The organism is Variovorax humicola (assembly GCF_037889915.1).
Taxonomy (GTDB): domain Bacteria; phylum Pseudomonadota; class Gammaproteobacteria; order Burkholderiales; family Burkholderiaceae_C; genus Variovorax; species Variovorax humicola.
In genome coordinates this window covers 100,442-123,296 of sequence record NZ_JBBKZV010000014.1, presented here as the reverse complement: position 1 = coordinate 123,296, position 22,855 = coordinate 100,442, and the positions used below count along the sequence as shown (strand labels likewise).

Genomic DNA, 22,855 nt, shown 5'->3' with positions numbered 1-22,855 from the left:
AATGTACGGAGCTTAAGTATGGCGTCGCCGGTTCGGCCCATCTGGTCTGCAGTTCTCGCCCACTATCCGATCGATTGCGTGATTGGGGCTGAGGCCTTGGGCGGAGAGGTTGATTCCCGCACAACCAGTGATACATCAACCTCGTGATGCAATGCTGTGGGCCTGCCTGCGAGAGTCTTGACGAGGTACTCCCCTGCACGCGTCCACACCTCGTCGGTCGGTACATGCATGGTGGTCAGGCTTGGGCGCAGGTGTCGGCTCCATTCCAGGTCGTCAAAACCGATCACCGACAAATCTTGTGGCAAATTCAGACCACGTCGCTCCGCTTCCAGCATCACGCCGTATGCGATGACGTCATTGCCGCATACCAACGCTGTCGGGCGGTCTTTTAGACAGAGAAGAGTGCGTGCAGCCTCCCGTGCGTCATCCAGGTGGTAAGGAACCTCCAGGCACCACTCCGGCCGCAGCGCCAGCCCGGTCTCCTCAACGGCGCGCCTCACGCCGGCGACACGCAACATGGCGCGATCGTTGTTTGCCGAAACGGCTGCGACCATGCCGATCTTGCTATGACCCAGTTCAATCAAATAACGACAGGCACGCCATGCCGCCAATTCGTTATTGGCCCCCACCGATGCGTAGGGCTTGTCAGGGTGATAGACGCCAACATTGGCGAAGGGGATGCGCTGAGACGCCAGCAATCTGCGTAGCGCGTCCGTGTGAACGTCGCCTCTCAGGATCAATCCGTCGATGCCGCGGCTCACCATATTTTGGACCTGCCGAAATTCCACCTCCGGGTCGTAGCCACTGGTGGCCAGCAGAAGCAGATAGCCCTGCAAAGACAGATAGCTCTGCAGCGCCTCGATGCCGCGCGCAAACATTGCGTTGTCGACCGTCGGAATGATGGCGCCGATGGTCCGTGTGCGGCGCGAAGACAGAGCACGCGCCGCCGCGTCCGGGATATAGCTCAGATCGCGAATGGCCGCGTCAATGCGCGCCCGCAGCTCGGGGCGTACTGATTCCGGACTATTAAGTGCCCGCGAGACCGAAGCGGTGGAAACCTGTGCGGCCTTGGCGACGTCGCGAATGCCGGCATTCTTCGATCTCATTGAAACAGTTTACAGGAAACGATACCTGCACGAAATCCCAACTCCAAGGCGGTTTAGTTGGGGAAAATACCTAACTCTTGACCCTGTTTGCAGTTGCTCGAGGTCATCGTTGTCTGCAAAATATGTAAACGGTTACGGAGTTCGGTGACGCACTGAGAGCAACCGACCTCCCCACGAGAATGCAGGAGACAACGATGATTCTTTCAGCCGATCGACGCGACCTTCTCAAGACCATCCTTGCTACGGGGATCGCCCCTTTTGTGCCAAGCCTTGCGTTTGCTCAGACGCAGACCGTAAACGTCGTGGGCAATCCCGGCTTACACCACGAACTTTGGAAGCGCTGGGCGCAGATGCTCGCGCAAGACACAAATGGCGCCATCCAGGTCCGGTACGACCCGATCGGCTACGCCCCGGCGTATGGACGCATCAAGCAGGAGTTTGAGACCAAGAACTTCTCGACCGACGTTTTCTACAACGATGCCCCCTTTCCGGAGCAACTGTGGAACGAAGGCATGCTGCGCGAGATTCCGTACATGGACATGCCCAATACGCAGAAGCTATTTCCGCATGCGCGCCGGGCGTATGGCCTGGAGGTGTTCCAGACCATCTGGGGCATCGTCGGCTTCAACACAAATTTCGTGAAGGTCGGCGACTTCAAGCAACCGCTGACCTGGGAAGAATTCGCCGATCCGCGTTGGAAGGGCAAGGTGTCGTGGGTTGATGCGCGCGCCTTCCCGGCCTGGGTGCCGGTCATTGTCAATCAGTATGGCGACAAATGGATCGACTACTGCAAGCGCGTCGACGCCAACGTCAAGACCTATCACAGCCGCTGGATCGACAACCGCATCGGCATGCAGCGTGGCGATTCATGGCTCACTTTTCACAATTGGGCCACCATCTACATCGGCAACAAGGTCGAGCGTGCCAGCGTCGAAGGATTGCCGATCGCCAAGCCGCTGCAATCCATGGGCAACCTGCCGGTTTCGATGTCATTGCTGAAAAACGGCCCAAACCAGGCCACGGCGATCAAGGTGATGGATCTCTGCAGTCAATCCAGGTATACCAAGGTACTTCACGACATTGGCCTCAACCCCAGCAACCATCCGGACAACTATCCTGCCGCCATGCCGGTCCTCATGCTGCAGGTCAACAACGCCGGCACCATCGGCGTCGAGAGGTGGGAAGATGTGCTCAAGCACGTCAAGCCCATCGACTGGGTGGAATGGTCGAAAAAGATGCCGCAGTACGTGGCTCAGTGGGAGCAAGAAGTGCTGAAGAAGCGCACCTGAGCGCAGCCCGATGCCGAGACTGCCGATGGTCAAGCGCCAATCCGACAACAGGCGTGCCTGGGTCCTGGTAGGGCCTTATGTGCTGCTGTTGACGGCCTTGATGCTGGTCCCCTTCGTGGCCACTGTTCACAAGGCGCTTTCAACGGCGCCCAGCCTGACTTTCACCTTGCTGTCCAACCCCGCAAAGGCCCTGGCCGAACCCCTGTCGACAAAGAACTTCACCGCCATAGTCTCCGATTCGACCGCGCGCAAGGTGGTGGGAACCACCTTGCTGCTCGCAGCCTCGGTGGCCACGCTGCTCTGCGGCGTCGCAATGTTTGTCGGCTACCACATCGCCCGCGGCCGCCGCTGGTCCGGCACCGTGAATGCAATCGTTACCTTCCCATCGCTCGCACCGGGCGTGACGATCGCGTTCGGCATCTTGTGGCTCTTCGGCCCCACCGGACCCATCAACGCGCTGCTTTGGCGGACGTTGGGCATCGTCGACGAACCGATTGCCTTCACCGGCACCCTGTTCGCGGTGATCGTCGGAGACATGGCGCTGTTCTCCACCATTGCGGTGCGCATGGTAGCGTCGGTCTACGAAATGATCGACCCGGTGCTGGAACAGGCGTCCGAAAGCCTGGGCGCACGCGACTCGCAAACCTTTCGCTATGTAGTCTGGCCGCTTCTGCTGCCGGGCTTGGCCGCGGCCTGGATCTTTTTGTTCTTCCGTACCATGGCCGCCTACGTTGCTGCATTGGTGCTGGGTGGAGGTACCCAGGGCGTGGTGGTGATTCCGCTGGACATCTACATGCAGATCAATTCGCTAGGGATGGGTGGAACGATTGGCACCGCCGCCGCCATGGCTGTCGTTCTGGTGGGGACCACGCTGATCGGGCGCGCCGTCTTCCTGGTGCTCATGCGCCGCGCATTCCGCGAACGCCTGGGAACCGAGGTGCTCTGATGGCAGCCGTCGTTTCTCCCCGCGCCGCCGCTTCCATTGCCGGGCCGCACCGCGGTAGCTTCGGATTTCGCAGCCTGTTCCCGATTTCCACCATCGGACTGGTGCTGTTCATCCTGGTGCCGCCGCTCCTGCTGCTGTCGCTTTCGGTGAGCGAGCGCTTCGACTTGCGCGGCGGCGTGCTGCCGGTCGGATTCAACACCGACGCCTATGTGCAGTGGAGCGACGACATCATCAAGGCAGCGGGTGCTTCAATGGCCGTGGCGCTGCCCACGGTTCTGCTGGCGCTGTTGCTGGGCACGCCGGTCGCGTATGCGCTGGCGCGACTGCAGTTCAACGGCAAGGCCATGGTGATCGAGTTTGTGAACCTGCCGATGATCTTTCCACCTATCGTGTTGGGCTTCGGTCTCTTTCAGCTTTTTCGCAGCGGGGCACTCCCGGCCATGCCGCCGCTGCTGACATTGATTGCGGCGCACACGGTGGTGTCGACGCCATTCATGATCCGCCCCCTGATGCTTGCAATCCAACGCGTCGATCCGGCGCTGGAAGAGGCCTCGCTGTCCCTCGGGGCGTCCCGGCTGACCGGTTTCGTGCGCGTCGTGCTGCCGATGCTGGTTCCGGCCTTGTTGACTGGCATCGCCCTGACCTTTGCGCGCTCGATCTCTGACTTCGAGATCACCTTCCTCTTGGCTGGGGGCGATTTTTCGACGCTGCCAGTGACGATTTATCAAGCCTTCGAAACCGGCTCGTCGCGACTCGGTGCAGCAGTGGCAATGGCCGGCAATGTGTTCGCGATCAGCGTGATCGTTGTGCTCGAACTCGTGGTCAAAAAAGCGAAATGGTGGTGACATGAATTCAAGCGCAGTGTTGCCGCGATCGGCTAGAGGGATCGAAATTCGTGGCGTCAGCAAATCGTATGGCGAGGCATCTGTGCTCAAGAGCATCGACCTGAACATCGCTGCGGGCGAACTGGTATGTTTTCTCGGGCCTTCGGGGTGTGGCAAGACCACCCTCTTGCGCACCATCGCCGGTTTCAACCCGGCCGACAGCGGCGACATCCTGATCAATGGCCGCGACGTGTCGTCGCTGCCGCCCAACGAGCGCCAATGTGGACTTGTTTTCCAGGCCTATGCGCTGTTCCCGCACATGACCGTGCGCGATAACGTAGGCTATGGCCTGCGTGTTCGTGGCTGGGAAAAGAAAAAAATCGCCGGGCGAGTCGATGAGATGTTGCAGTTGGTCAAGCTCACAGCACTGGCCGACCGCTACCCGCGTCAGATGTCGGGCGGCCAACAGCAGCGTGTGGCCATCGCGCGTGCGCTTGCCATTCAGCCGGACGCGCTGTTGCTTGACGAGCCATTGTCGAACCTGGACGCCAAGCTGCGTGAAGAAATCCGCTTCGAGTTGCGCACGCTGATCAAATCGATCGGCATCACCACAATTTTCGTCACGCACGACCAGGAAGAGGCAATGGTGGTCGGAGACCGTATCGTGGTCATGAACCAGGGCGTGATCGACCAGGTCGGCACCGCGCAAGAGATATACCGCCGGCCCAGTACGGCGTTTGTGGCCGAGTTCGTAGGCCAGAACAACCTGCTTCCGGTCACAGCGTCGCCGTCCACGACCCCCGGTCGTGCGCGCGTCGAGGTGGCGGGCGAGTGCTTCGATGTGTTGTGCTCGGCGCCACTGTCGGCGGCGCAGCCAATGCGACTGGCCTTGCGGCCCGAACACATAACCGTGACGGAGAGTCCGGCGCCGCCCGGCACTCCAGCTATCCGATGCACGGTGACCTTGGCGGCATTTCTGGGTGCGACGGCTCGCTACGAAGTCGAAACCGCGCAGGGCGCAATGCTCAAGGTTTCAACCCCTGCGCGCGAGTTGCTGTTGCCCGTTGGCCAGCACGTCAACCTGTTGCTCGACCTCTCGCGGGCCGTGCTTGTACCCATCAACTAGTGCCGCCCCCAAAAAACCAATCGTGATCTAAAGGAGACAAACATGAGAAAGACATTTGCTCGCGGAATTGTCCGGTTCGCCCTCGGGGTTGCCGTCACCGCGACCTTCGCACAAAGTGCCCTTGCCCAGGAGTTCAACTGGAAGAAGTATCAAGGCCAGAGCCTCACCTTCCTCGCCAACAACAATCCGGTCGCCAATGCGCTGCTCAAGTACAAGGGTGACTTCGAGCAGCAGACCGGCATGACGCTCAAGGTTGATTCATACCAGGAGCAGCAGATGCGCCAGCGCCTGGTCACGGTGATGAACTCGCGCAGCGACGAGGTCGACCTTTTCATGTCGCTTCCCTCGCGCGAAGGCATGCAGTTCGCCAAGGCCGGCTGGTACGCCGATCTCAGCGAGTTCGTGAAGGCGTCGAGCGCCAAGGATTACGACTTCGGCGACCTGAGCGCGGGCATGCTCAAGGACGCGACCTGGAACAAGCAACTCACCGGCATCCCGCTCAACGTCGAAGGGCCGGTGCTCTACTACCGCAAGGACCTGTTCCAGAAGTGCGGCGTGGCGCTGCCCAAGAGCTTGCCCGAACTCGACGCTGTCGCGGCCAAGCTCAAGACCTGCGAGCCGGGCGTGACGCCCTTCGTCTCGCGCGGCCTGAAGCCTGCGCTCCCCTTCACTTACAGCGTGTTCCTGCACAACATGGGCGGCGAATACATGAAGAGCGGAAAGTCGCAGTTGTGCAGCAAGGAAGGCCAAGCCTCGCTGGACCTCTACGCAAAGCTGCTGAAGGACTACGGCCCACCCGGCGTGGTGAACTACAGCTTCTACCAAATCTCCTCCCTTTACCGCGAAGGCAAGGCGGCGATGGCATTCGAGTCGTCCAACGAACTGCGCAACGTAATGGACGGCGGCGCGCGGGCCAATGACACGGCTGTTGCAGTGCTGCCCGCCGGCCCAGGTGGCTCGCACCCGACCGTGATTGGCTGGACCATGTCGGTCTCGGCGTACAGCAAGAATAAGGAAGCCGCCTGGTACTTTGTGCAATGGGCGACCAGCCCGGCGATGCAGGCCAAGCTTGCTGTCGATGGCGTGGCGCCGCCGCGCGCGGCAGTGGCGAATTCCAAGGGCTACAAGGACTGGATGGCAGAACAGCCGGTGCGAAGCGGCTGGGTTGCCGCTGTCAACGAACTCTCCAAGACCGGGACCTCCGAAGTCGGCTACCCGATCGTTGCCAATCCAGCATCGCGCGAGTTCGTGGGTCAGGCCGTGACCGAACTCCTGCTTGGGCAGAAGACAGCGGCGCAGGCTTGCGCGGACGCCGACAAGCAACTCGACGCTCTGATCGCCAAAGAGTAAGTCGCGCGCCACCGCACAGCATTCGTCATGTCACCATTCGAATTCCCTCGCGGTCACCGCGTTCTCGTCGTCGGCGGGGCTGGTGACATCGGCACCGCCATTGCGCGCAGCTTTCTCGAGCGCGGCTGCGAAGTGATTGCCACCGGGGTCGACGAGGCCGCCCTGGCCGCAAGTTCACTCACGCCGTCATCATCGCTTCGCCTGGCGGCGCTGGACGTGACAAACGACGCACAGATCGCGGCCTCCATCGCCACGCTCGACCGCCTTGATACGCTGGTTAATTGCGCCGGCATCCTGTCGCGCTTCAAGGAATACGAGATCGAGACCTTCCAGCGCGTCCTCGATGTCAATCTCACCGGTACGTTCCGCCTCTGCAATGCTTGCCGTCCGTTGCTGGAAGCGAACGAAGACGGCGGGGTTATCGTCAATGTCGCGTCAATGAACGCCTTCGTCGCCCTGCCCTTCATTCCGGCCTACTGCGCAAGCAAGGGTGGCGTCGTCATGCTGACGAAGTCGCTCGCACTGGCCTGGGCCGATAAAGGCGTGCGCGTGAATGCGCTTGCGCCGGGCTACGTCGAAACGACGATCAACGCCACAGGGCGGCAGGACCTGGCGCACTACGAGCGCATCCGTGCGCGCATTCCGCAAGGCCAGTGGGCGCAGCCCGACGACATTGCCGGCAGCGCCGTGTTCCTGGCGTCCCGCGCCGCCCGCTATATCACCGGCACCGTGCTGGCGGTGGACGGCGGCTTCCTCGCAGGGTGAATCCATGAGCCAATCCATCGGAACCCGCGGCCAACTTGCATTCCTGTCGCTACCGGCCGTGGCCTTCACCACGGCCATGATCGCATTCCCGTTTGCCTACACCGTTTGGTTCAGCCTGCACGAATTCAGCTTCGGCGCCAAGCCCAAGCTCAACTTGGGCATGAACTACATCGAGATGTTGCAGGACGGCGAGTTCTGGAACGGGCTGAAGATCACGCTCGTGCTGTACGTGCTGTCGCTTGTGCTGCAGCTCGTGCTGGGCACCTACGTGGCTTTGCTGCTGCACGGCTCAAAGAAGCTCTCGGGCATCGTGCGCACCTTGATGATCTCCCCTTTCGTGTTGCCGCCGGTGGTGGTCGGGATGATGTGGCTGGTGGTGCTCGACCCTTCCATCGGTGCGGCCAACTACCTGCTGCAAAGCGTCGGATTGCCGCGCTCCGACTGGTTGGCCTCTCCCACCTGGGTGATCGCGACGGTGGCCATGATCGACACTTGGCAATGGACGCCCTACGTCGCGCTTATCGTGCTCGGCGGCCTTCAATCCTTGCCACCCAATGTCTACGAAGCAGCGCAAATCGACGGCGCCACACGTTGGAAGACCTTCTGGCGCATCACGCTGCCGCTGCTAATGCCCACACTGGTCACCGCCGCCATCCTGCGCAGCGTCGACCTCCTGCGCTTCTTCGACATCATCTACATCACGACGCAGGGCGGCCCCGGCAACGCCTCCAACACGCTCAACATCTACGGCTTTCGAAAGGGTTTCGAGCTGTTCGAGATCGGCTATGCGAGCGCTCTCATGATCACGCTGTCGGCGATCGTGCTGGGCGCGGTGATGGTGCTCACGCAAGCGCGCAAGCGTGTAGCCTGGTAGGAGCCCGAGGATGAACCTGAACGACAAACTCGTGCAGCGCCTGACGCTGCTGCAGATCGCCATCGTGGCGCTGCTGATCCTGTTGCCGATCACGTGGATGGTGCTGTCCTCCTTCAAGCCCTCGGCAGAAGTTACGGCCTATCCGCCCAAGCTGATCTTCTTGCCCACGCTCGAGAACTACCGCACGCTTTTCGGCACCACGCCGTTCCTGCACTACACCTGGAACAGCACGGTGATCACTGTTGGCTCGACTGCGATCGGCCTATTGCTCGGCGTGCCGGCCGCCTTCGCAGTGTCCTGGACCCGCATCACCTGGCCGGCCACGGTGACGCTGCTGGCGCGCATGGCCCCTGGCACGCTGTTCCTCCTTCCGTGGTACGTGATGTTCCGGGAGGCCGGGATGATCGGCAGCTACTGGGCACTGATCCTCACGCATGCGGCGATCACGATGCCGATCGTGATCTGGGTGCTTCTTCCCTTCTTCGACAACATTCCGCGCAGCGTGCTCGAGAGCGCGCAGGTGGACGGCTGCAGCGTGCCGAAGATCCTGTGGCGCATCGCTTTGCCACTGGTGATGCCGGGTCTGGTGGTGTCTTCGATCCTGTCCTTCGTATTCTCGTGGAACTACTTCCTGTTCGCGCTGGTGCTGTCGAACGGCGACACGAAAACACTGATCGCGGCATCTTTCAATTTCATCGGCGAAGGCGCGTCCAACTGGGGCGCGCTGATGGCGGCCGCAACGCTGATCGCGCTGCCGCCGCTCATCCTCGCATTCATCGTCCAGCGACGGCTCGTCTCGGGCCTGGCCATGGGCGCAGTCAAAGGTTAGGAGAACCCGTCATGCAAGCAGCTCAATTTCACGGCGACAAGCAGATCACGATCGGCGAGACACAACGACCCGTGCCCGCCGCAGGCGAGGTCCTGTTGAAGGTGCGGCGCACCGCCCTCTGCGGATCCGATACCAAACTTTGGATCAAGGGCGCCGAGTTCACGCCGGGCCACGAGATCTTCGGCGTTGTGCAGCAACCCGGCCATGCACTGGATGGCAAGCGCTGCCTTGTCTACATCCCGGTTCATTGCGGCAAATGCGAGACCTGCATCTCGGGCGATACGCAGATGTGCATCGTCGAGTCGGTGCTGGTTGGCTGGAACCGCCCGGGCGGCTACGCCGAATACCTCACCGTGCCGGAGCAATGCCTGTTGTCGGTTCCGGACGACATCGAGGATGAACTGGCGCCGCTGTTGCTCGACACCATCGGCACGGCCGCGCACGGGATTCGCTTCGTCAAGCGCCTGGTGCCGCCGGAGACGACCGGCCCGGTACTGGTCACCGGAGCAGGCCCGGTTGGCATGGGTGCAATCGTCGCACTGCAGGACATGGGCTACACCGACGTGCGCGTCTCCGACCTGAAGGAAGAGCGCCTTCAACTGGCCGAGAGGTTCGGCGCCAGGCGTCATCCGGTGGGCTCGCACGACACGCGCTTCAAGCTCATCGTCGAATGCAGCGGCTCGCATGCGGCACGCTCGCTGGGCATGGAAATCGTGTCGCCGCGCGGCGTGCTCATCTTGATCGGCGAAAGCGATTTGCCCTGGCCGGTGCAGGAGAACAAGGCGATCCGACGCAAGGACTTCTACATGGTGCGCACCTTCTACTTTCCGAAGAGCGATTTCCCGCTCAATGTCGACCTCCTGCGCAAGGAGAAGTCGCGCTACCGTCAACTGGTCGATGCACAGTTCGGCATCGAGCAGTTGCCCGAGATGTTCGGCCGCTTCGTCGCCGGCGAACTCGTCAAGCCGCTGCTGGCGTTCGCCTGAGGAGCAGTGCGAATGGCAGCGATTCACATCAAGGGACTGGTCAAGCGCTATGCCGACGTGACCGTAGTGCCCTCGCTTGACCTGGAGATCCGCGACCGGGAGTTCGTAGTCTTCGTCGGCCCGTCTGGCTGCGGCAAGTCGACGCTGCTGCGCATCATCGCGGGGCTGGAGCCGATCGACGGTGGCGACCTGTTTATCGGCGAGAACCGCGTCAACGACGTCGCCCCGGCGCAGCGCGACATCGCGATGGTGTTCCAAGACTATGCGCTCTACCCGCACATGACGGTGCGCGACAACATGGGCTTTGGCCTGGAGATGCGCCACACGCCGAAGGATGAGATCGCGCGCCGCGTCGACCGCGCGGCGGGAATGCTGCGCATCGAGCCCTACCTCGACCGCAAGCCGAAGGCACTGTCGGGCGGCCAGCGCCAGCGCGTCGCCATGGGCCGCGCGATGGTGCGCAACCCGAAGGTGTTCTTGTTCGACGAGCCGCTGTCGAACCTCGACGCCAAGCTACGCGGAGAAGTGCGTACCGAGATCAAGGCACTGTCGCAGCAACTCAAGACAACGATGATCTTCGTGACCCACGACCAGATCGAGGCCATGACCATGGCCGATCGCATCGTGGTTCTGAAGGACGGCCGGGTGCAGCAGTTCGGCACGCCAGAGGAGGTCTACAAGACGCCGGCGAACCAGTTCGTGGCCGGCTTCATCGGATCGCCGACGATGAACTTCTTCGCCGTGGAGATCGACAATGGCACGCTACGCATGGACGACGGCACGCCCTTCCCGCTGCCGGCGCACTGCGCGGGCCATCACGGCGCCGCGGTGCTCGGAGTGCGGCCGGAGCACATGCAGGTGCTTCATGCCGGGGCGGCTGGACTCAGGGTTCAGGTCAGCGTGGTCGAGCCGCTCGGTTCCGACACGCTCGTCTACTTTGACCGGGGCGGCAAGCGCTTTGTCGCGCGCGCTGAGCCGGACCTTCAGGTGCGCCCGGGCGACACCATCACGCTCGGCTTCGAGATGGACAAGAGCCATTTGTTCAGCACTACCGACGGCGCCGTGTTGCGCTGACATGCGTCCAACAGCCATGACTTCCTCGACGGCCTCGCCAAGTCCACGGCTCGTCTGCCTGGGACTCTCGGCGTTCGACATCACCTGGCAAGTCGAAGCCCTGCCCCACGGCGGCGGCAAGACACGCGCGGTGGACTTGCGCGAAGGCGGCGGCGGCATGGCTGCCAACGCAGCCGCCGCCGCGGCGCGGCTCGGTGCACAGGCGTGTTTCTGGGGTCGTGGCGGCGAAGACAGTGCAGGCCGCGAAATGAAGGCGCAACTTGGCGCGCTCGGCGTCGACACCCGCGGCTTTCGATTGTTCGCCGGTGGGCGCACCTCGGTCTCAGGCATCGTTGTCGATACGAATGGCGAACGCATGATCGTCAATTTCCGCGGGGCCAGCCTGCCATCCGACGCAACCTGGTTGCCACTCGAGGAGCTGGCGCAGGCAGATGCCGTGCTGGCCGACCCACGCTGGCCTGAAGGTGCCCTGGCGATGTTCGCAGCCGCCCGCGCATATGGACTGCCGACGGTGCTCGATGGCGATATCGCCGATGCGGCGGTCTTCGATGCACTGCTGCCGCATACGGATCACGCCGTGTTCTCGGAACCGGGCTTGGCGGGCTATGCGGCGCACGCGCGCACTGCCGAGGAACAGCTGCAGTTCGCACGCATGCGCGGATGTCGGCTCGCGGCCGTGACGCTCGGTGAACGCGGTGTGATCTGGGCCGATGCCGATGGCGTGCACCAGTTGCCCGCTTTCGATGTGCGCGCCGTTGACACCACCGGCGCCGGGGACGTTTTCCACGGCGCCTTTGCATTCGCGCTGGGCGCGCGCTGGCCGGTGCGGCAAGCGTTCCAGTTCTCTGCTGCGGTGGCGGCCATCAAGTGCACCCGCCCTGGAGGGCGTGAAGGAGTGCCTGATTACGCTACCGCGATGTCCTTGGTCGAAAGTTTGAAGGAGTAAACACATGACTGCCGAATTGAAATTGGGAAAGAAATGGGGGCTGCGCCGCATGGCGACGCCCGAAGGCCACTTCACAATGGTGGCGCTCGATCAACGTCCGCCCATCGCCAACCTGATCTCCGCGAAACGCGGCATCTCCGTTGCGGATGTGAGCTTTGCCGACATGGTGGCGGTCAAACGCACGCTGGTTGATACGCTGGGCGCCCATGCAAGCGCAATGCTGTTTGATCCCAACTACGCCTTCCCGGCTGCACTGCAGAAACTCCCGGCCCATACGGGCCTGGTGGTAACGCTCGAGGATCACCGCTTTCGCGACACGCCGGGTGGACGCCTGTCGCACTCCATCAACGACTGGAGCGTCGAGAAGATCAAGCGCGTCGGCGGCGACGGCGTGAAGGTGCTGGCCTGGTACCGTCCCGACGCCGAGCCCGACGTCATCGCTCATCAGCAGCGCTATGTCGAAGAAATCGGCAAGGAATGCGAGCGGTGGGACATTCCATTGGTCTTGGAATTGCTGGTGTATCCGTTCCCCAAAAGCGAGCGCCATACCCTCGACTACATCGAGTCGCCCGAGAAGATGCCCGAACTCGTCCTCGAAAGCGTCCGCGAGTTCGCCAAGCCGAAATACCGCGTAGACCTGTTTAAGCTCGAAGCCCCGCTTCCTGGCGCGACCCTCCCGGCACGCGACGGCGGCGCGGCCCACCTCGCCGCTCAGGGTTGGTTCGACCAGATGGGCGGCATCTGCAAGACTGCTGACATCCCATGGGTCATGCTCTCGGCCGGCGTGACCTCAGCGCAGTTCGTGCGCGTGATGGAGTACGCGTATGCGGCCGGCGCACACGGTTTTCTGGCGGGCCGCGCCGTCTGGTGGCAGGCGCTGCAGCACTTCCCCGACCTTGATCGCTGTGCAGGGCAATTGCGCGCGGAAGGCGGCGCCACGCTGGCAGAACTCGAACAGCTCACGCTGCGCGCGGGTAACGCCTGGCAAGCAGACTATAGTGAATTCGACGGCATGAAAGCCGAAGGCGAACTCTGCGCCGCTTACGCATGACACCGGGAACGCGCCTGCGCCACGTCGAGGCGCGTGTGTATCGTCAGCCGATCGCCCAACCGGTCGTCACCTCCTTCGGCACCATGCGGGATCGGCCCGCAGTGCTGGTCCGCGTCGAGGACGAAGACGGCGTCATCGGTTACGGGGAGATCTGGTGCAATTTTCCTTCGGTCGGGCCGGAACACCGCGCGCGGCTGGTCAACGCGTTGCTCGGGCCCATGCTGTTGGCCCAGGATGTCACCGACCCGGCATCACCTTGGGCGTTGTTGACCCAACGTACGGCTGTGCTCGCGCTGCAATGCGCCGAGCCCGGCCCGTTCGCTCAATGCATCGCGGGCATTGACATCGCGCTGTGGGATCTGGCCGCTCGACGCGCCGGGCAACCGCTGTGGCGCCTTCTGGGCGGCGGCTCGCCGAATGTCCCGGTCTACGCCAGCGGCATCAATCCCGAACGACCCGAAGCGATGGTCGAGGTCAAGCTGGCCGAGGGTCATTGCCGCTTCAAGCTCAAGGTCGGCTTCGGCATCGAGCGTGACGTGCGGAATCTCCAGACCCTGCGCAAACAGCTTGGCAGCGACGCCGTTCTCTGTGTCGATGCGAACCAAGCTTGGTCTCTGGATGAGGCGGCGGGAATCCTGCCGCAGCTCGAGCCGTTCGGACTCGCGTGGCTCGAGGAGCCGTTGCGCGCAGACCGGCCATGGTCCGAGTGGCGGCAACTTGCGGCGCGCACCGCCATCCCGCTCGCGGGAGGCGAAAACATATCGGGTCGCGCGGCCTTCGAAGAAGCGCTGGCCGAGGATGCATTGGCAATCGTGCAACCAGACGTCGCGAAGTGGGGTGGTTTGAGCGGCTGCCTTCCAGTCGCGCGTGCCGCACTCGCCGCCGGTCGACGCTACTGCCCGCATTACCTCGGCGCCGGCATCGGCCTGCTCGCATCCGCTCACCTGCTGGCGGCAGCGGGCGGCGACGGTTGGCTCGAGATCGACAGCAACGAGAATCCGCTGCGCGACCTGCTCTGCGGGCCAATCTCGCAAGTGCTGGATGGGCAAGTCACACTGACCGAAGCACCCGGTCTTGGAATTGCGCCCGACCTGGTGGCACTCGAGGCAATCCGCTGCGCGGTTTGAACAGTGTTGAACACGTTACTGCGGCCCGACGGTCGGGCGAAGGTCAGGTTATCGACAAGCGCGAGCTTTCGCGCACGATCAGCCGGCAGGGGACGACGTGCAGCTCTGGCCCAGTGCCTTTGTTCTTGCGCGCCTTCAGCTGCAGCACGACCTGCGCGGCCTTCAGGCCGATGGCGTAGGGCTCTGCCCGCATCGTGGTGAGCGAGGGGTGCAGGCGCTGCGCCATTGGCGCATCGCCGAAGCCGGCAATCGCGCAGTCTTCAGGAAACCTGAAGCCCATTTGAGGAGCCTGAAGGATGGCGCCGGCTGCCATGTTGTCACTGGCGAAGATGACAGCTTGCGGGCGCTGATCGGCGGGCTGCAGCGCCAGCCGATAGAGGATCTGTGCGCCGGCCTCGAACTCGTCGTTGATGCTGGACTCTTCGATGTCGGGTAGCAGGCCGGCGACCCGCATGACATCCGCGTAGCCTCGGGCGCGCTGCTGCGCGCGAAAGTCCTCGGGCGCCGCACGCAGGGCAAATCGGATGCGGCGTGCGCCCTGCTCCAGAAAGTGCCTGGCCAGCTGAGTGCCGATGTCCGCGTGCGGAAAGCCCACCTGATGGAACGGCCGCCCTGGCACAAACCCCCAGGTTTCGACGATCGGGCAGCGAGACGCCTGCAACAGCGTCTCGGCGTCCGGCGTGTGGTCGTCGCGCGTGAGGATCAACGCGCTGGGGTGCCAGCCAACGAAGGCACGGATGGCGCGCTCTTCCAGGGCACCTGAATATTCGGCGTTGGCGAGCAGCAGTTGCAGACCCGACTGCTCGAACCCGTCGCTCATGCCTTTGACCAGAGCCGCGAAATTGACGCTGCCTGTGTTTTGCATCACGGCTCCGACCACTCGGCTTTCGCCGGACGCCAGGCGACCCGCCATCTGGCTGGGCACATAGCCGGTTTCAAGAATGATCTGCCGCAATTTCTCGCGCACAGCCGGCGATACCTTGCCGGGCGCGTTGAAGTAGCGCGACACCGTGATCGAGGACACGCCGGCCAACGCAGCTACATCGTGAATGGTATGGGCGCCAAGCTTGCGGCGGGGCGCGCGCTCGCGGGAGGCCACCGCACCGTCGGCCGCGCCGGTCCCCCCCTCACCGATCGGTGTGTCGGGGTTTTCCCTTGATTGGACTCGAACAGGTTGACGCATGGCAGTGCTGAAATATACAGTCTCTTCGATGTTACCGGTGACATGAAATTCATTTCCCGTGAACGCCATTCAGTCGTGAGCAACAAAGGAGACAAACCATGCATTCAGTTGGCCGCCTCGTGGTCGCAGCATTGACCGCCACGGTCATGCTCGTGGCCTACGCTGAGGACACATTCCCGAATCGCCCACTGACGCTGGTCGTTCCTTATCCGGCAGGGGGCGTCGCCGACGCCATCGCGCGGCCGCTTGCGCAAGCGCTGGGCCAGCGGCTGGGGCAACCAGTGGTAATCGACAACCGTGCCGGCGCCAACGGCAACATCGGATCAGCCTGGGTGGCCAGACAGCAGCCCGCCGATGGGTACACCATCCTGTTGGGCTCCACCAGCACGCTGGCGGTGAACCCTCACCTGTACAAGGCAATGGGTTACGACCCGGTCAAGGACTTACAGCCTTTGACCCTGACCCACCAGATGCCCAATGTGCTGGTGGTGGGTCCGACCACGCCCTATCGCAGCGCGGCCGACGTGATCGCCGCTGCAAAGGCCACGCCGGGCCGTCTGGCCTTTGGCTCGGCCGGCAACGGCAATTCCATGCACCTGGCGGGCGTGCAGTTCCAGGAAAAGAGCGGGACAAAGCTGATGCATGTGCCCTACAAAGGGGGGGCGCCAGCGCTGAACGACGTACTGGCGGGCCAGATCCCCATGATGTTCCATAACCTGCCAGCGGTCGTGTCGCTCCAGCGGGGTGGCAAAGTGCGCGTGCTGGCTGTGGCCGACACCAAGCGCTCGCCGGTCCTGCCGGACGTTCCAACGATGGCAGAGGCCGGTGTGCCGGGCGTCGTGTCGATCGTCTGGAACGGCTTGCTGGTGCGGCGCGGCACCCCTGCGCCCATCGTGGAGCGCCTCAACACCGAACTGCGTGCCGTGCTGGCATCGCCCGAATTCCGCAAGCCGCTGGAGGCACAGGGCTACGAAATCCTGTCCTCGACGCCGGCCGAGTTCGAAAGCCTGCTGATCAGGGATCTTGCCGCCATGGGCGAGACGATCAAGCGCGCAGACATCCAGCTGGACTGATGCCCCAATCACGTTTTTCATGACCCTACCAAAATGACCAATTCCCCACGCAAAAATCTGAAGGAACTCCGCAGCCAACGCTGGTTTGCCAGCGACGATATGCGCGGCTTTGCCCATCGCCAGCGCATGCAGCAGCAAGGGCTGGTGCGCGAAGAGTTCATGGGCCGCCCGGTGATCGGCATCATCAACACCTGGAGCGAGCTTTCGCCGTGTCACGCACACCTGCGTGAACGTGCGGCGGCAGTGAAGCGCGGCGTTCTGCAGGCGGGCGGCTATCCCTTCGAGCTGCCTGCCATGAGCTTGGGCGAAGTGATGGTCAAGCCCACCACCATGATCTACCGCAACTTCCTCGCCATGGAAGTCGAGGAACTGCTTCGCAGCCTCCCGCTGGACGGCGCGGTCTTGATGGGCGGCTGCGACAAGACCACGCCGGGGCTGGTGATGGGCGCATTGTCGATGGACATCCCAGCCATCTTCTGCCCCGCCGGACCGATGCTCAACGACCGCTACAAGGGACTGACGGTCGGTGCCGGCACGCACACCAAGAAGTACTGGGAAGAGTACGTGGTGGGCAACATCGAGCAGCCGGAATGGATTGCCCTCGAGGCAAAGATGACGCGTGCTCCAGGCACCTGCAACACCATGGGCACGGCCAGCACCATGACGTCCATCATCGAGGCCATGGGTCTGACCTTTCCGGGCGCCACCAGCGTGCCGGCCATGGACGCCGGCCATACGCGCCTGGCCTGGGCCTGCGGCCAGCGCGCAGTGGAGATGGTGTGGGAAGACCTGCGGCCTTCGCGCGTCGTGACGCGCGCCTCGCTGCTCAATGGCGTGGCGGCATACATGGCGCTGGGCGGCTCCACCAACGCGGCTGTGCACCTGCCTGCCATCGCAGGTCGCGCCGGCATCGAACTCAGCCTTGACGACCTGGACGAAGTCGCGCGCCGCGTGCCCGTGCTGGCCAATATCTTTCCTTCCGGCAACCGCCTGATGGAGGACTTCTTCTTCGCCGGCGGGCTGCCCGCATTGCTCAACAAGATCAGTGCGCAGCTCGACCTGTCGACGCTGACGGTGACCGGCAAGACGCTGGGCGAGAACATCGCCGGCCGCATCTGCACCGACGACGACGTCATCCGGGACCCGCAAACTCCGCTCATCGCCGCAACCCCCGAGAGCCCCGAGGCCGGCACTGCGCTCGCGGTGGTGCGCGGAAACCTGTGCCCTGACGGCGCAGTGATCAAGCCGTCGGCAGCCACGCCACGGTTGCTGCGCCACACCGGCCCCGCGCTGGTGTTCGACTCCAACGCCGAGATGCTCGCCGCCGTCAACGACCCCGATCTGGACGCCGATGAGAACACGGTGCTGGTGCTGCGCAACGGTGGTCCCGTGGGCGCGCCCGGCATGCCCGAGTGGGGCAACCTCCCGATTCCCAAGAAGCTTCTGCAGCGTGGAGTGCGCGACATGCTGCGCATCTCCGACTCGCGCATGAGCGGCACGCACTACGGCACCTGCGTGCTGCACGTGGCGCCGGAGTCGGCGGTCGGTGGTCCGTTGGCCCTGCTGAAGACCGGTGACGTGGTGTCGCTCGACATCGGCCAGCGTCGTCTGGACATGCTGGTCTCCGACGACGAACTCGCGAGGCGGCGCGCCGCATGGGTCGCGCCGCCGAAGGCCTATACGCGCGGTTACGTGCGCATCTACCAGCAGGAGGTGACGCAGGCCGATAAGGGCTGCGATTTCACGGTGTTGGCTGGCAACGCCCCCACGTCCGAGCCCTCCATCTACTGACAGCGTTTTTTCCCTTATTTTCTCCACCCTTCAATACCAACAGCATGACTTCATCACCCGATTTGCTCTCCAATACCTTCCGCCAACGGCTCCAACAGGAAGGCACCCCGCTCGGCACCTGGCTAATGTCCGGTACCTCGAGTACCGCCGAGGCCATGGGCCGCGCCGGCTTCGACTGGTTGCTGGTTGACCAGGAACATGTGCCGCTGGATGAAACTGGCACTCTGCACGTCCTGCAAGCCGTAGCCGGCACGCGCGCCGCGGCGGTGGTGCGACTTGCAGCAAACGACATGGTGCTGTGCAAACGCGCGCTGGACCTGGGAGCGCAAACCGTCATGGTTCCTTTCGTCGATTCTGTCGATGAAGCCCGTCGCGCGGTGTCGTACGCGAAATACCCACCGCTTGGGATTCGAGGCTTCGCCGCGGTGCATCGTGCCAGCGGTTATGGCACCACACCGGACTACGGCAGGCGTGCCAATGACTCGGTCTTCACCATCATCCAGCTCGAAACACCGAAGGCCGTGGCCGCTCTGGAAGACATCGCGGCGGTCGAAGGCGTCGATGCGTTGTTCCTGGGCCCCGGCGATTTGTCGGCCAACATGGGCCATATCGGCAACATTCTCCACCCCGACGTGCAGAGCGTCATTGCTGACGTCGCCGCCCGCTGCCGCAAGATCGGCATCCCCTGCGGCATCGTCGGGCCGACGCCCGAGGTGGTCTCCAGCTTCGTCGCGATGGGGTATTCGTTCGTCGCCGTCGCTTCCGACCTTGGAATGATGATGCGCCAAGCCACGGCGTTCATCCAGGCAATCCAGCCCAGCCTGGCGCAGGGCTTCGAGGGCGGCGTTTACTGAGCCCACGGGGCCCGAGCCATGCCCGGCCGCCCTCCCCGGACGGATGAAGTCCGGATGGGAAAGCCACATCGACTTTGAGAGCCGGACATCGGCCCGGCTGGCCGATCGCTGAAGCCGGGTTCCCTGCTGTTGCTTGCCACAGCGATCTGGTTTTGCCGCGGCGCCGCCCGAGCTCGCCAAGCCGCCGCGCCGGCACCAGCCGGCCGGCAACTCCTGTCCATTCGGTACTGACGAGGGCATCGCGTCAGGCGGGCCTCGCGATGTGGAGATCGGAGCATCTACTGGTTTTCACCTAATCATTTCCACTATCAAATCGCCGATGTCACCGGTAACATTGGCGCTGTCAGATGTCGCGGCGACACGAAATCAACCCTCCGAATTCCACCTATCCAGAAGAACTCCATGAATCTGAAAGATCCGACCCTTCTCAAGACAAGCTGCCTGGTGGGCGGCGAGTGGACGTCGTCGGCCGACAGCAGGACGATTCCCGTGAACGATCCCGCTGACGGGTTGGAGGTCGCCACCGTGCCCCGCCTTGACATCGGCACGGTGCGCAAGGCGATCGACGCGGCCCACGCAGCATTTCCTGCGTGGCGGGCACGGCCGGCCAAGGAGCGTTCGGCCATCCTGCGCCGCTGGTTCGAACTCGTCGTGGCGAACGCCGACGACCTGGCGCAGATCCTGACCGCCGAGCAAGGCAAGCCGCTCGCGGAAGCCAGGGGCGAGATCATCTCCAACGCGGCCTACCTCGAATGGTTTGCCGAGGAAGCCAAGCGCGTCTACGGTGACGTGATTCCCTCGTCCGGGAGCAGCAGTCGTATCGTGGTACTGAAGCAGCCGGTCGGTGTTTGTGCCGCCATCACGCCCTGGAATTTCCCCAACGGCATGATCACCCGCAAGGCAGGTCCGGCACTGGCGGCAGGCTGCACGCTGGTGCTGAAGCCGGCCTCGAAGACACCGCTGTCGGCGCTGGCATTGGCCGAACTGGCGCAACGCGCCGGCGTGCCCCCGGGCGTGTTCTCCGTGGTCACCGGAGATGCTTCAGCCATTGGCATGGAGTTTTCGCACAACCCGAAGATCGCCAAGATCACCTTCACCGGCTCCACGGAAGTCGGTCGCTGGCTTCTCAAGGAAATGGCCGACGGCGTCAAGAGGGCATCGATGGAACTTGGCGGCAACGCGCCATTCATCGTTTTCGACGATGCAGACGTCGACGCTGCGGTCGAGGGCGCCATGATCTCGAAATTCCGCAACGCCGGCCAGACGTGCGTGTGTGCGAATCGAATCTATGTGCAGGCCGGCATCCAAGACCGCTTTGCCGAAAAGCTGGTCGCCAAAGTGCGGGAGTTGAAGATCGGCCGTGGCACCGAACCCGGCGTTCAGCAGGGCCCGCTGATCGACATGAAAGCGGTCGAGAAGATGGAGGAGCACATCCGCGATGCGCAGGAACAAGGCGCTGAAGTCGTCGTTGGCGGTCAGCGCCATGCGCTCGGCAGTTCCTTCTTCGAGCCTACCGTGATGCGCGGGGTCACGCAGGGCATGAAGGTGACGCACGAAGAGACCTTTGCACCGCTGGCAGCGCTGATCCGATTCGAAACCGAGGCAGAGGTGATCGGCATGGCCAACGACACCGATGTTGGCTTGGCCGCCTATTTCTTTTCGCGCGACCTGGCCCGCGTATGGCGCGTCGCCGAAGCCATCGAAGCCGGCATTGTGGGCGTGAACAGCGGCCTGATTGCCAACGAGATGGCGCCCTTCGGCGGCGTGAAGCAATCCGGCATGGGCCGCGAAGGGTCGAAGTACGGCATCGAGGACTACCTCGAGATCAAGTACGTCTGCATGGCCGGGATCTGACCGGCAACGTCATGGCAAACATCCATCTCCCAACGCGAATCAGCAAAACGGTCGGGGACCTTTCGCTGGTCCTGGCTCCGGAGTCGGGCGGCGCGATCGCGGCACTGCAGTACCGCGGCGTGAATATCCTGCGCGCCCTGCGCGATGACGACGAACCGCGCGCCAACCTCGCGGGGTGCTTTCCGCTGGTACCGTATTCCAATCGGATTGCGTTTGGTAGGTTCCGCTTCGATGGGCAATCTCATGAACTCGCCCGAAACTTCGGCGAGCACCCGCACACGATTCATGGCAACGGCTGGCTATGCGCCTGGCAAGTCGAATCGGAGTTGGAAAACGCCATCGTTCTGACACTGCAGCACGAAGCTCGCGGCGAGCAGATGCGCCATTGGCCCTGGTCCTATCAGGCGCGACAGGTCCTTCAACTCAGCAAGGACACGCTGTGCGCGACGTTGAGTTGCACTAATCTGGCAGCGCACGATATGCCCGTCGGCCTTGGATTTCATCCCTATTTCGCGCAGGCCGACAAAGCCCTCGTTCGCTTCAGCGCGGACAAGGTGCTGATCAATGACCATCGGGCGCTCCCGGTCGCGAGAGAAGCTGTCCCGGCGCAATGGGACTACCGCGAATTGCGCGCACCTGTGGCCGGTTCGGTCGACAACTGCTTCGTTGGATGGGATCGACGCGCGGAAATCTATTGGCCCGAGACGGGAATCAAGGCGGAGATCCACTCCCCAGACGCGGACAACGCCGTGTTCTTCGTCCCGCCAATCGAGAAGAATTTTGTCGCCATCGAACCAGTGACCAACGTCAACAACGCGATCAACGATCTGCCCATTGACGCCGGGCCGGGCGCCATGCGGCGCCTGCGCCCTGGCGCAACCATGTCAGTCGCCATGGCCATCAGGGTGTCACACCATGCACAAGCCTGAACGCCTCTTCGACTACACCGGCACGCTCCCGGAATGCCCGACCTGGAGCCCCAGCGATGGTCGTCTGTACTGGACTGACATCGTCAGGAAGGAGATCCACTGGGTTCAACCTGCAACCGGTAATCACGAGCTTCTGACGTTCGATGAGGAAGTCGGCTGTTTCGCGCTGCGCGAAAGCGGCGGATTCATTCTGGCCATGCGTTCCGGCATCTACTTGTCCGACGCCGCCGGTCGCATCCACAAGAAAGTCTGTGACAACCCCAGCAATCCGTCAGCCGCACGCTTCAACGATGGAGGGGTCGACCAGGACGGCCGCTTCTACGCGGGCACGTACTGGGGGCCTCGGGACTTCAACGGCGCGTTGCTATGCCGCGTCGATTCCGCACTGAACATTAGGGTGCTTCAGTGCGACATCCTGGGCGCTAACGGCCTAGCGTTCAGCCCCGACAGGCGCTGGATGTATACGGCCGATACCCCAAACCATGTGATGTACCGGACACCGCTCGACCCCGCCGGCGAGCCTGGAATACGCGAAGTCTTCATGCGTTTCCCCAAGGGCAACGGGCGTCCGGACGGCGCCGCCATGGATGTCGAGGCCTGCTACTGGACCGCGCTGTTCGACGGCCACCGCATCGCACGGATCTCTCCCGACGGTGACGTGATCGAGGAATACGCACTGCCGGTGCGCTGCCCGACGATGGTCTGCTTCGGCGGGGATGACATGCAAACCCTGTTCATCACGACGGCCCGCGAGGGCATGAGTGCGGACGAAATTGCCGAGCGACCGCTGTCGGGCTCGATCTTCACTTTGCGCACCGCTGTTGCCGGCTTGCGTAAACCGGCTTTCAAAGAGCTGCCCCAGTGAACGCAGTTCGGCC

21 protein-coding genes are annotated in these 22,855 nt (G+C 63.1%); 19 read left to right on the top strand and 2 right to left on the bottom strand.

Annotated features, from left to right (window positions below):
• Window positions 1–62: 62 nt before the first annotated feature.
• Window positions 63–1,106 carry a LacI family DNA-binding transcriptional regulator gene (locus WKW80_RS21375; protein ID WP_340365579.1) on the bottom strand — a complete coding sequence of 348 codons (1,044 nt, stop codon included), beginning with the start codon at window positions 1,104–1,106 and terminating at the stop codon, window positions 63–65.
• 194 nt (window positions 1,107–1,300) lie between these two features.
• On the opposite strand from WKW80_RS21375, the gene WKW80_RS21370 reads away from it, so the two are divergent.
• The 13 genes from WKW80_RS21370 to WKW80_RS21310 are packed head-to-tail and all read left to right on the top strand — an operon-like array spanning window position 1,301 to window position 14,293.
• Entirely contained in the window at window positions 1,301–2,395 is a 1,095-nt protein-coding gene (locus WKW80_RS21370; RefSeq protein ID WP_340365578.1) for an ABC transporter substrate-binding protein, read from the top strand.
• A 10-nt stretch (window positions 2,396–2,405) separates the two neighbouring features.
• Window positions 2,406–3,341: an ABC transporter permease gene (locus tag WKW80_RS21365; RefSeq protein ID WP_340365577.1), complete on the top strand. Its 936-nt coding sequence runs from the start codon at window positions 2,406–2,408 to the stop codon at window positions 3,339–3,341.
• On the top strand, window positions 3,341–4,186 hold the full coding sequence (locus WKW80_RS21360) for an ABC transporter permease (RefSeq protein ID WP_340365576.1): 846 nt from the start codon (window positions 3,341–3,343) through the stop codon (window positions 4,184–4,186). The genes WKW80_RS21365 and WKW80_RS21360 overlap by 1 nt, the downstream gene beginning before the upstream one ends.
• On the top strand, window positions 4,146–5,291 hold the full coding sequence (locus WKW80_RS21355) for an ABC transporter ATP-binding protein (RefSeq protein WP_340365575.1): 1,146 nt from the start codon (window positions 4,146–4,148) through the stop codon (window positions 5,289–5,291). The genes WKW80_RS21360 and WKW80_RS21355 overlap by 41 nt, the downstream gene beginning before the upstream one ends.
• Window positions 5,292–5,333: 42 nt before the next feature.
• Entirely contained in the window at window positions 5,334–6,641 is a 1,308-nt protein-coding gene (locus tag WKW80_RS21350; protein ID WP_340365574.1) for an ABC transporter substrate-binding protein, read from the top strand.
• A 27-nt stretch (window positions 6,642–6,668) separates the two neighbouring features.
• Complete coding sequence (locus tag WKW80_RS21345) at window positions 6,669–7,406, top strand: SDR family NAD(P)-dependent oxidoreductase (RefSeq protein WP_340365573.1); 738 nt, start codon at window positions 6,669–6,671, stop codon at window positions 7,404–7,406.
• 4 nt (window positions 7,407–7,410) lie between these two features.
• Window positions 7,411–8,280, top strand: a complete 870-nt coding sequence (locus WKW80_RS21340; protein ID WP_340365572.1) for a carbohydrate ABC transporter permease — start codon at window positions 7,411–7,413, stop codon at window positions 8,278–8,280.
• A gap of 10 nt (window positions 8,281–8,290) precedes the next feature.
• Window positions 8,291–9,109, top strand: a complete 819-nt coding sequence (locus WKW80_RS21335; RefSeq protein ID WP_340365571.1) for a carbohydrate ABC transporter permease — start codon at window positions 8,291–8,293, stop codon at window positions 9,107–9,109.
• 11 nt (window positions 9,110–9,120) lie between these two features.
• Window positions 9,121–10,095, top strand: a complete 975-nt coding sequence (locus tag WKW80_RS21330) for an alcohol dehydrogenase catalytic domain-containing protein (protein WP_340365570.1) — start codon at window positions 9,121–9,123, stop codon at window positions 10,093–10,095.
• Between the two features lie 12 nt (window positions 10,096–10,107).
• On the top strand, window positions 10,108–11,169 hold the full coding sequence (locus tag WKW80_RS21325) for an ABC transporter ATP-binding protein (protein WP_340365569.1): 1,062 nt from the start codon (window positions 10,108–10,110) through the stop codon (window positions 11,167–11,169).
• Window positions 11,170–11,185: 16 nt separating this feature from the next.
• The gene (locus tag WKW80_RS21320; RefSeq protein WP_340365568.1) at window positions 11,186–12,115 is read left to right on the top strand and encodes a PfkB family carbohydrate kinase; all 930 of its coding nucleotides are present in this window, start codon (window positions 11,186–11,188) and stop codon (window positions 12,113–12,115) included.
• 4 nt (window positions 12,116–12,119) lie between these two features.
• Window positions 12,120–13,166: a tagatose 1,6-diphosphate aldolase gene (locus WKW80_RS21315; RefSeq protein WP_340365567.1), complete on the top strand. Its 1,047-nt coding sequence runs from the start codon at window positions 12,120–12,122 to the stop codon at window positions 13,164–13,166.
• Window positions 13,163–14,293 carry a mandelate racemase/muconate lactonizing enzyme family protein gene (locus tag WKW80_RS21310; protein WP_340365566.1) on the top strand — a complete coding sequence of 377 codons (1,131 nt, stop codon included), beginning with the start codon at window positions 13,163–13,165 and terminating at the stop codon, window positions 14,291–14,293. Before WKW80_RS21315 ends, WKW80_RS21310 begins: the two co-directional genes overlap by 4 nt.
• Before the next feature lie 43 nt (window positions 14,294–14,336).
• Here WKW80_RS21310 and WKW80_RS21305 read toward each other — a convergent pair whose 3' ends face one another.
• A complete protein-coding gene (locus tag WKW80_RS21305) occupies window positions 14,337–15,545 on the bottom strand; it encodes a LacI family DNA-binding transcriptional regulator (protein ID WP_340365565.1) in 1,209 nt (402 codons plus the stop codon).
• A gap of 29 nt (window positions 15,546–15,574) precedes the next feature.
• Between WKW80_RS21305 and WKW80_RS21300 the strand changes: the two genes are divergently transcribed.
• From WKW80_RS21300 to WKW80_RS21275, 6 genes are all read left to right on the top strand, one after another.
• Window positions 15,575–16,549, top strand: coding sequence for a Bug family tripartite tricarboxylate transporter substrate binding protein (locus WKW80_RS21300; protein ID WP_340365564.1), 975 nt, complete (start codon window positions 15,575–15,577; stop codon window positions 16,547–16,549).
• A 33-nt stretch (window positions 16,550–16,582) separates the two neighbouring features.
• On the top strand, window positions 16,583–18,340 hold the full coding sequence (gene araD / locus WKW80_RS21295; protein WP_340365563.1) for an L-arabinonate dehydratase: 1,758 nt from the start codon (window positions 16,583–16,585) through the stop codon (window positions 18,338–18,340).
• A 44-nt stretch (window positions 18,341–18,384) separates the two neighbouring features.
• A complete protein-coding gene (locus WKW80_RS21290) occupies window positions 18,385–19,194 on the top strand; it encodes an HpcH/HpaI aldolase family protein (RefSeq protein ID WP_340365562.1) in 810 nt (269 codons plus the stop codon).
• 402 nt (window positions 19,195–19,596) lie between these two features.
• Window positions 19,597–21,048, top strand: a complete 1,452-nt coding sequence (locus tag WKW80_RS21285) for an NAD-dependent succinate-semialdehyde dehydrogenase (RefSeq protein ID WP_340365561.1) — start codon at window positions 19,597–19,599, stop codon at window positions 21,046–21,048.
• Between the two features lie 11 nt (window positions 21,049–21,059).
• A complete protein-coding gene (locus WKW80_RS21280) occupies window positions 21,060–21,977 on the top strand; it encodes an aldose 1-epimerase (protein ID WP_340365560.1) in 918 nt (305 codons plus the stop codon).
• A complete protein-coding gene (locus WKW80_RS21275; protein WP_340365559.1) occupies window positions 21,964–22,842 on the top strand; it encodes an SMP-30/gluconolactonase/LRE family protein in 879 nt (292 codons plus the stop codon). The genes WKW80_RS21280 and WKW80_RS21275 overlap by 14 nt, the downstream gene beginning before the upstream one ends.
• The last annotated feature ends 13 nt before the right edge of the window (window positions 22,843–22,855 follow it).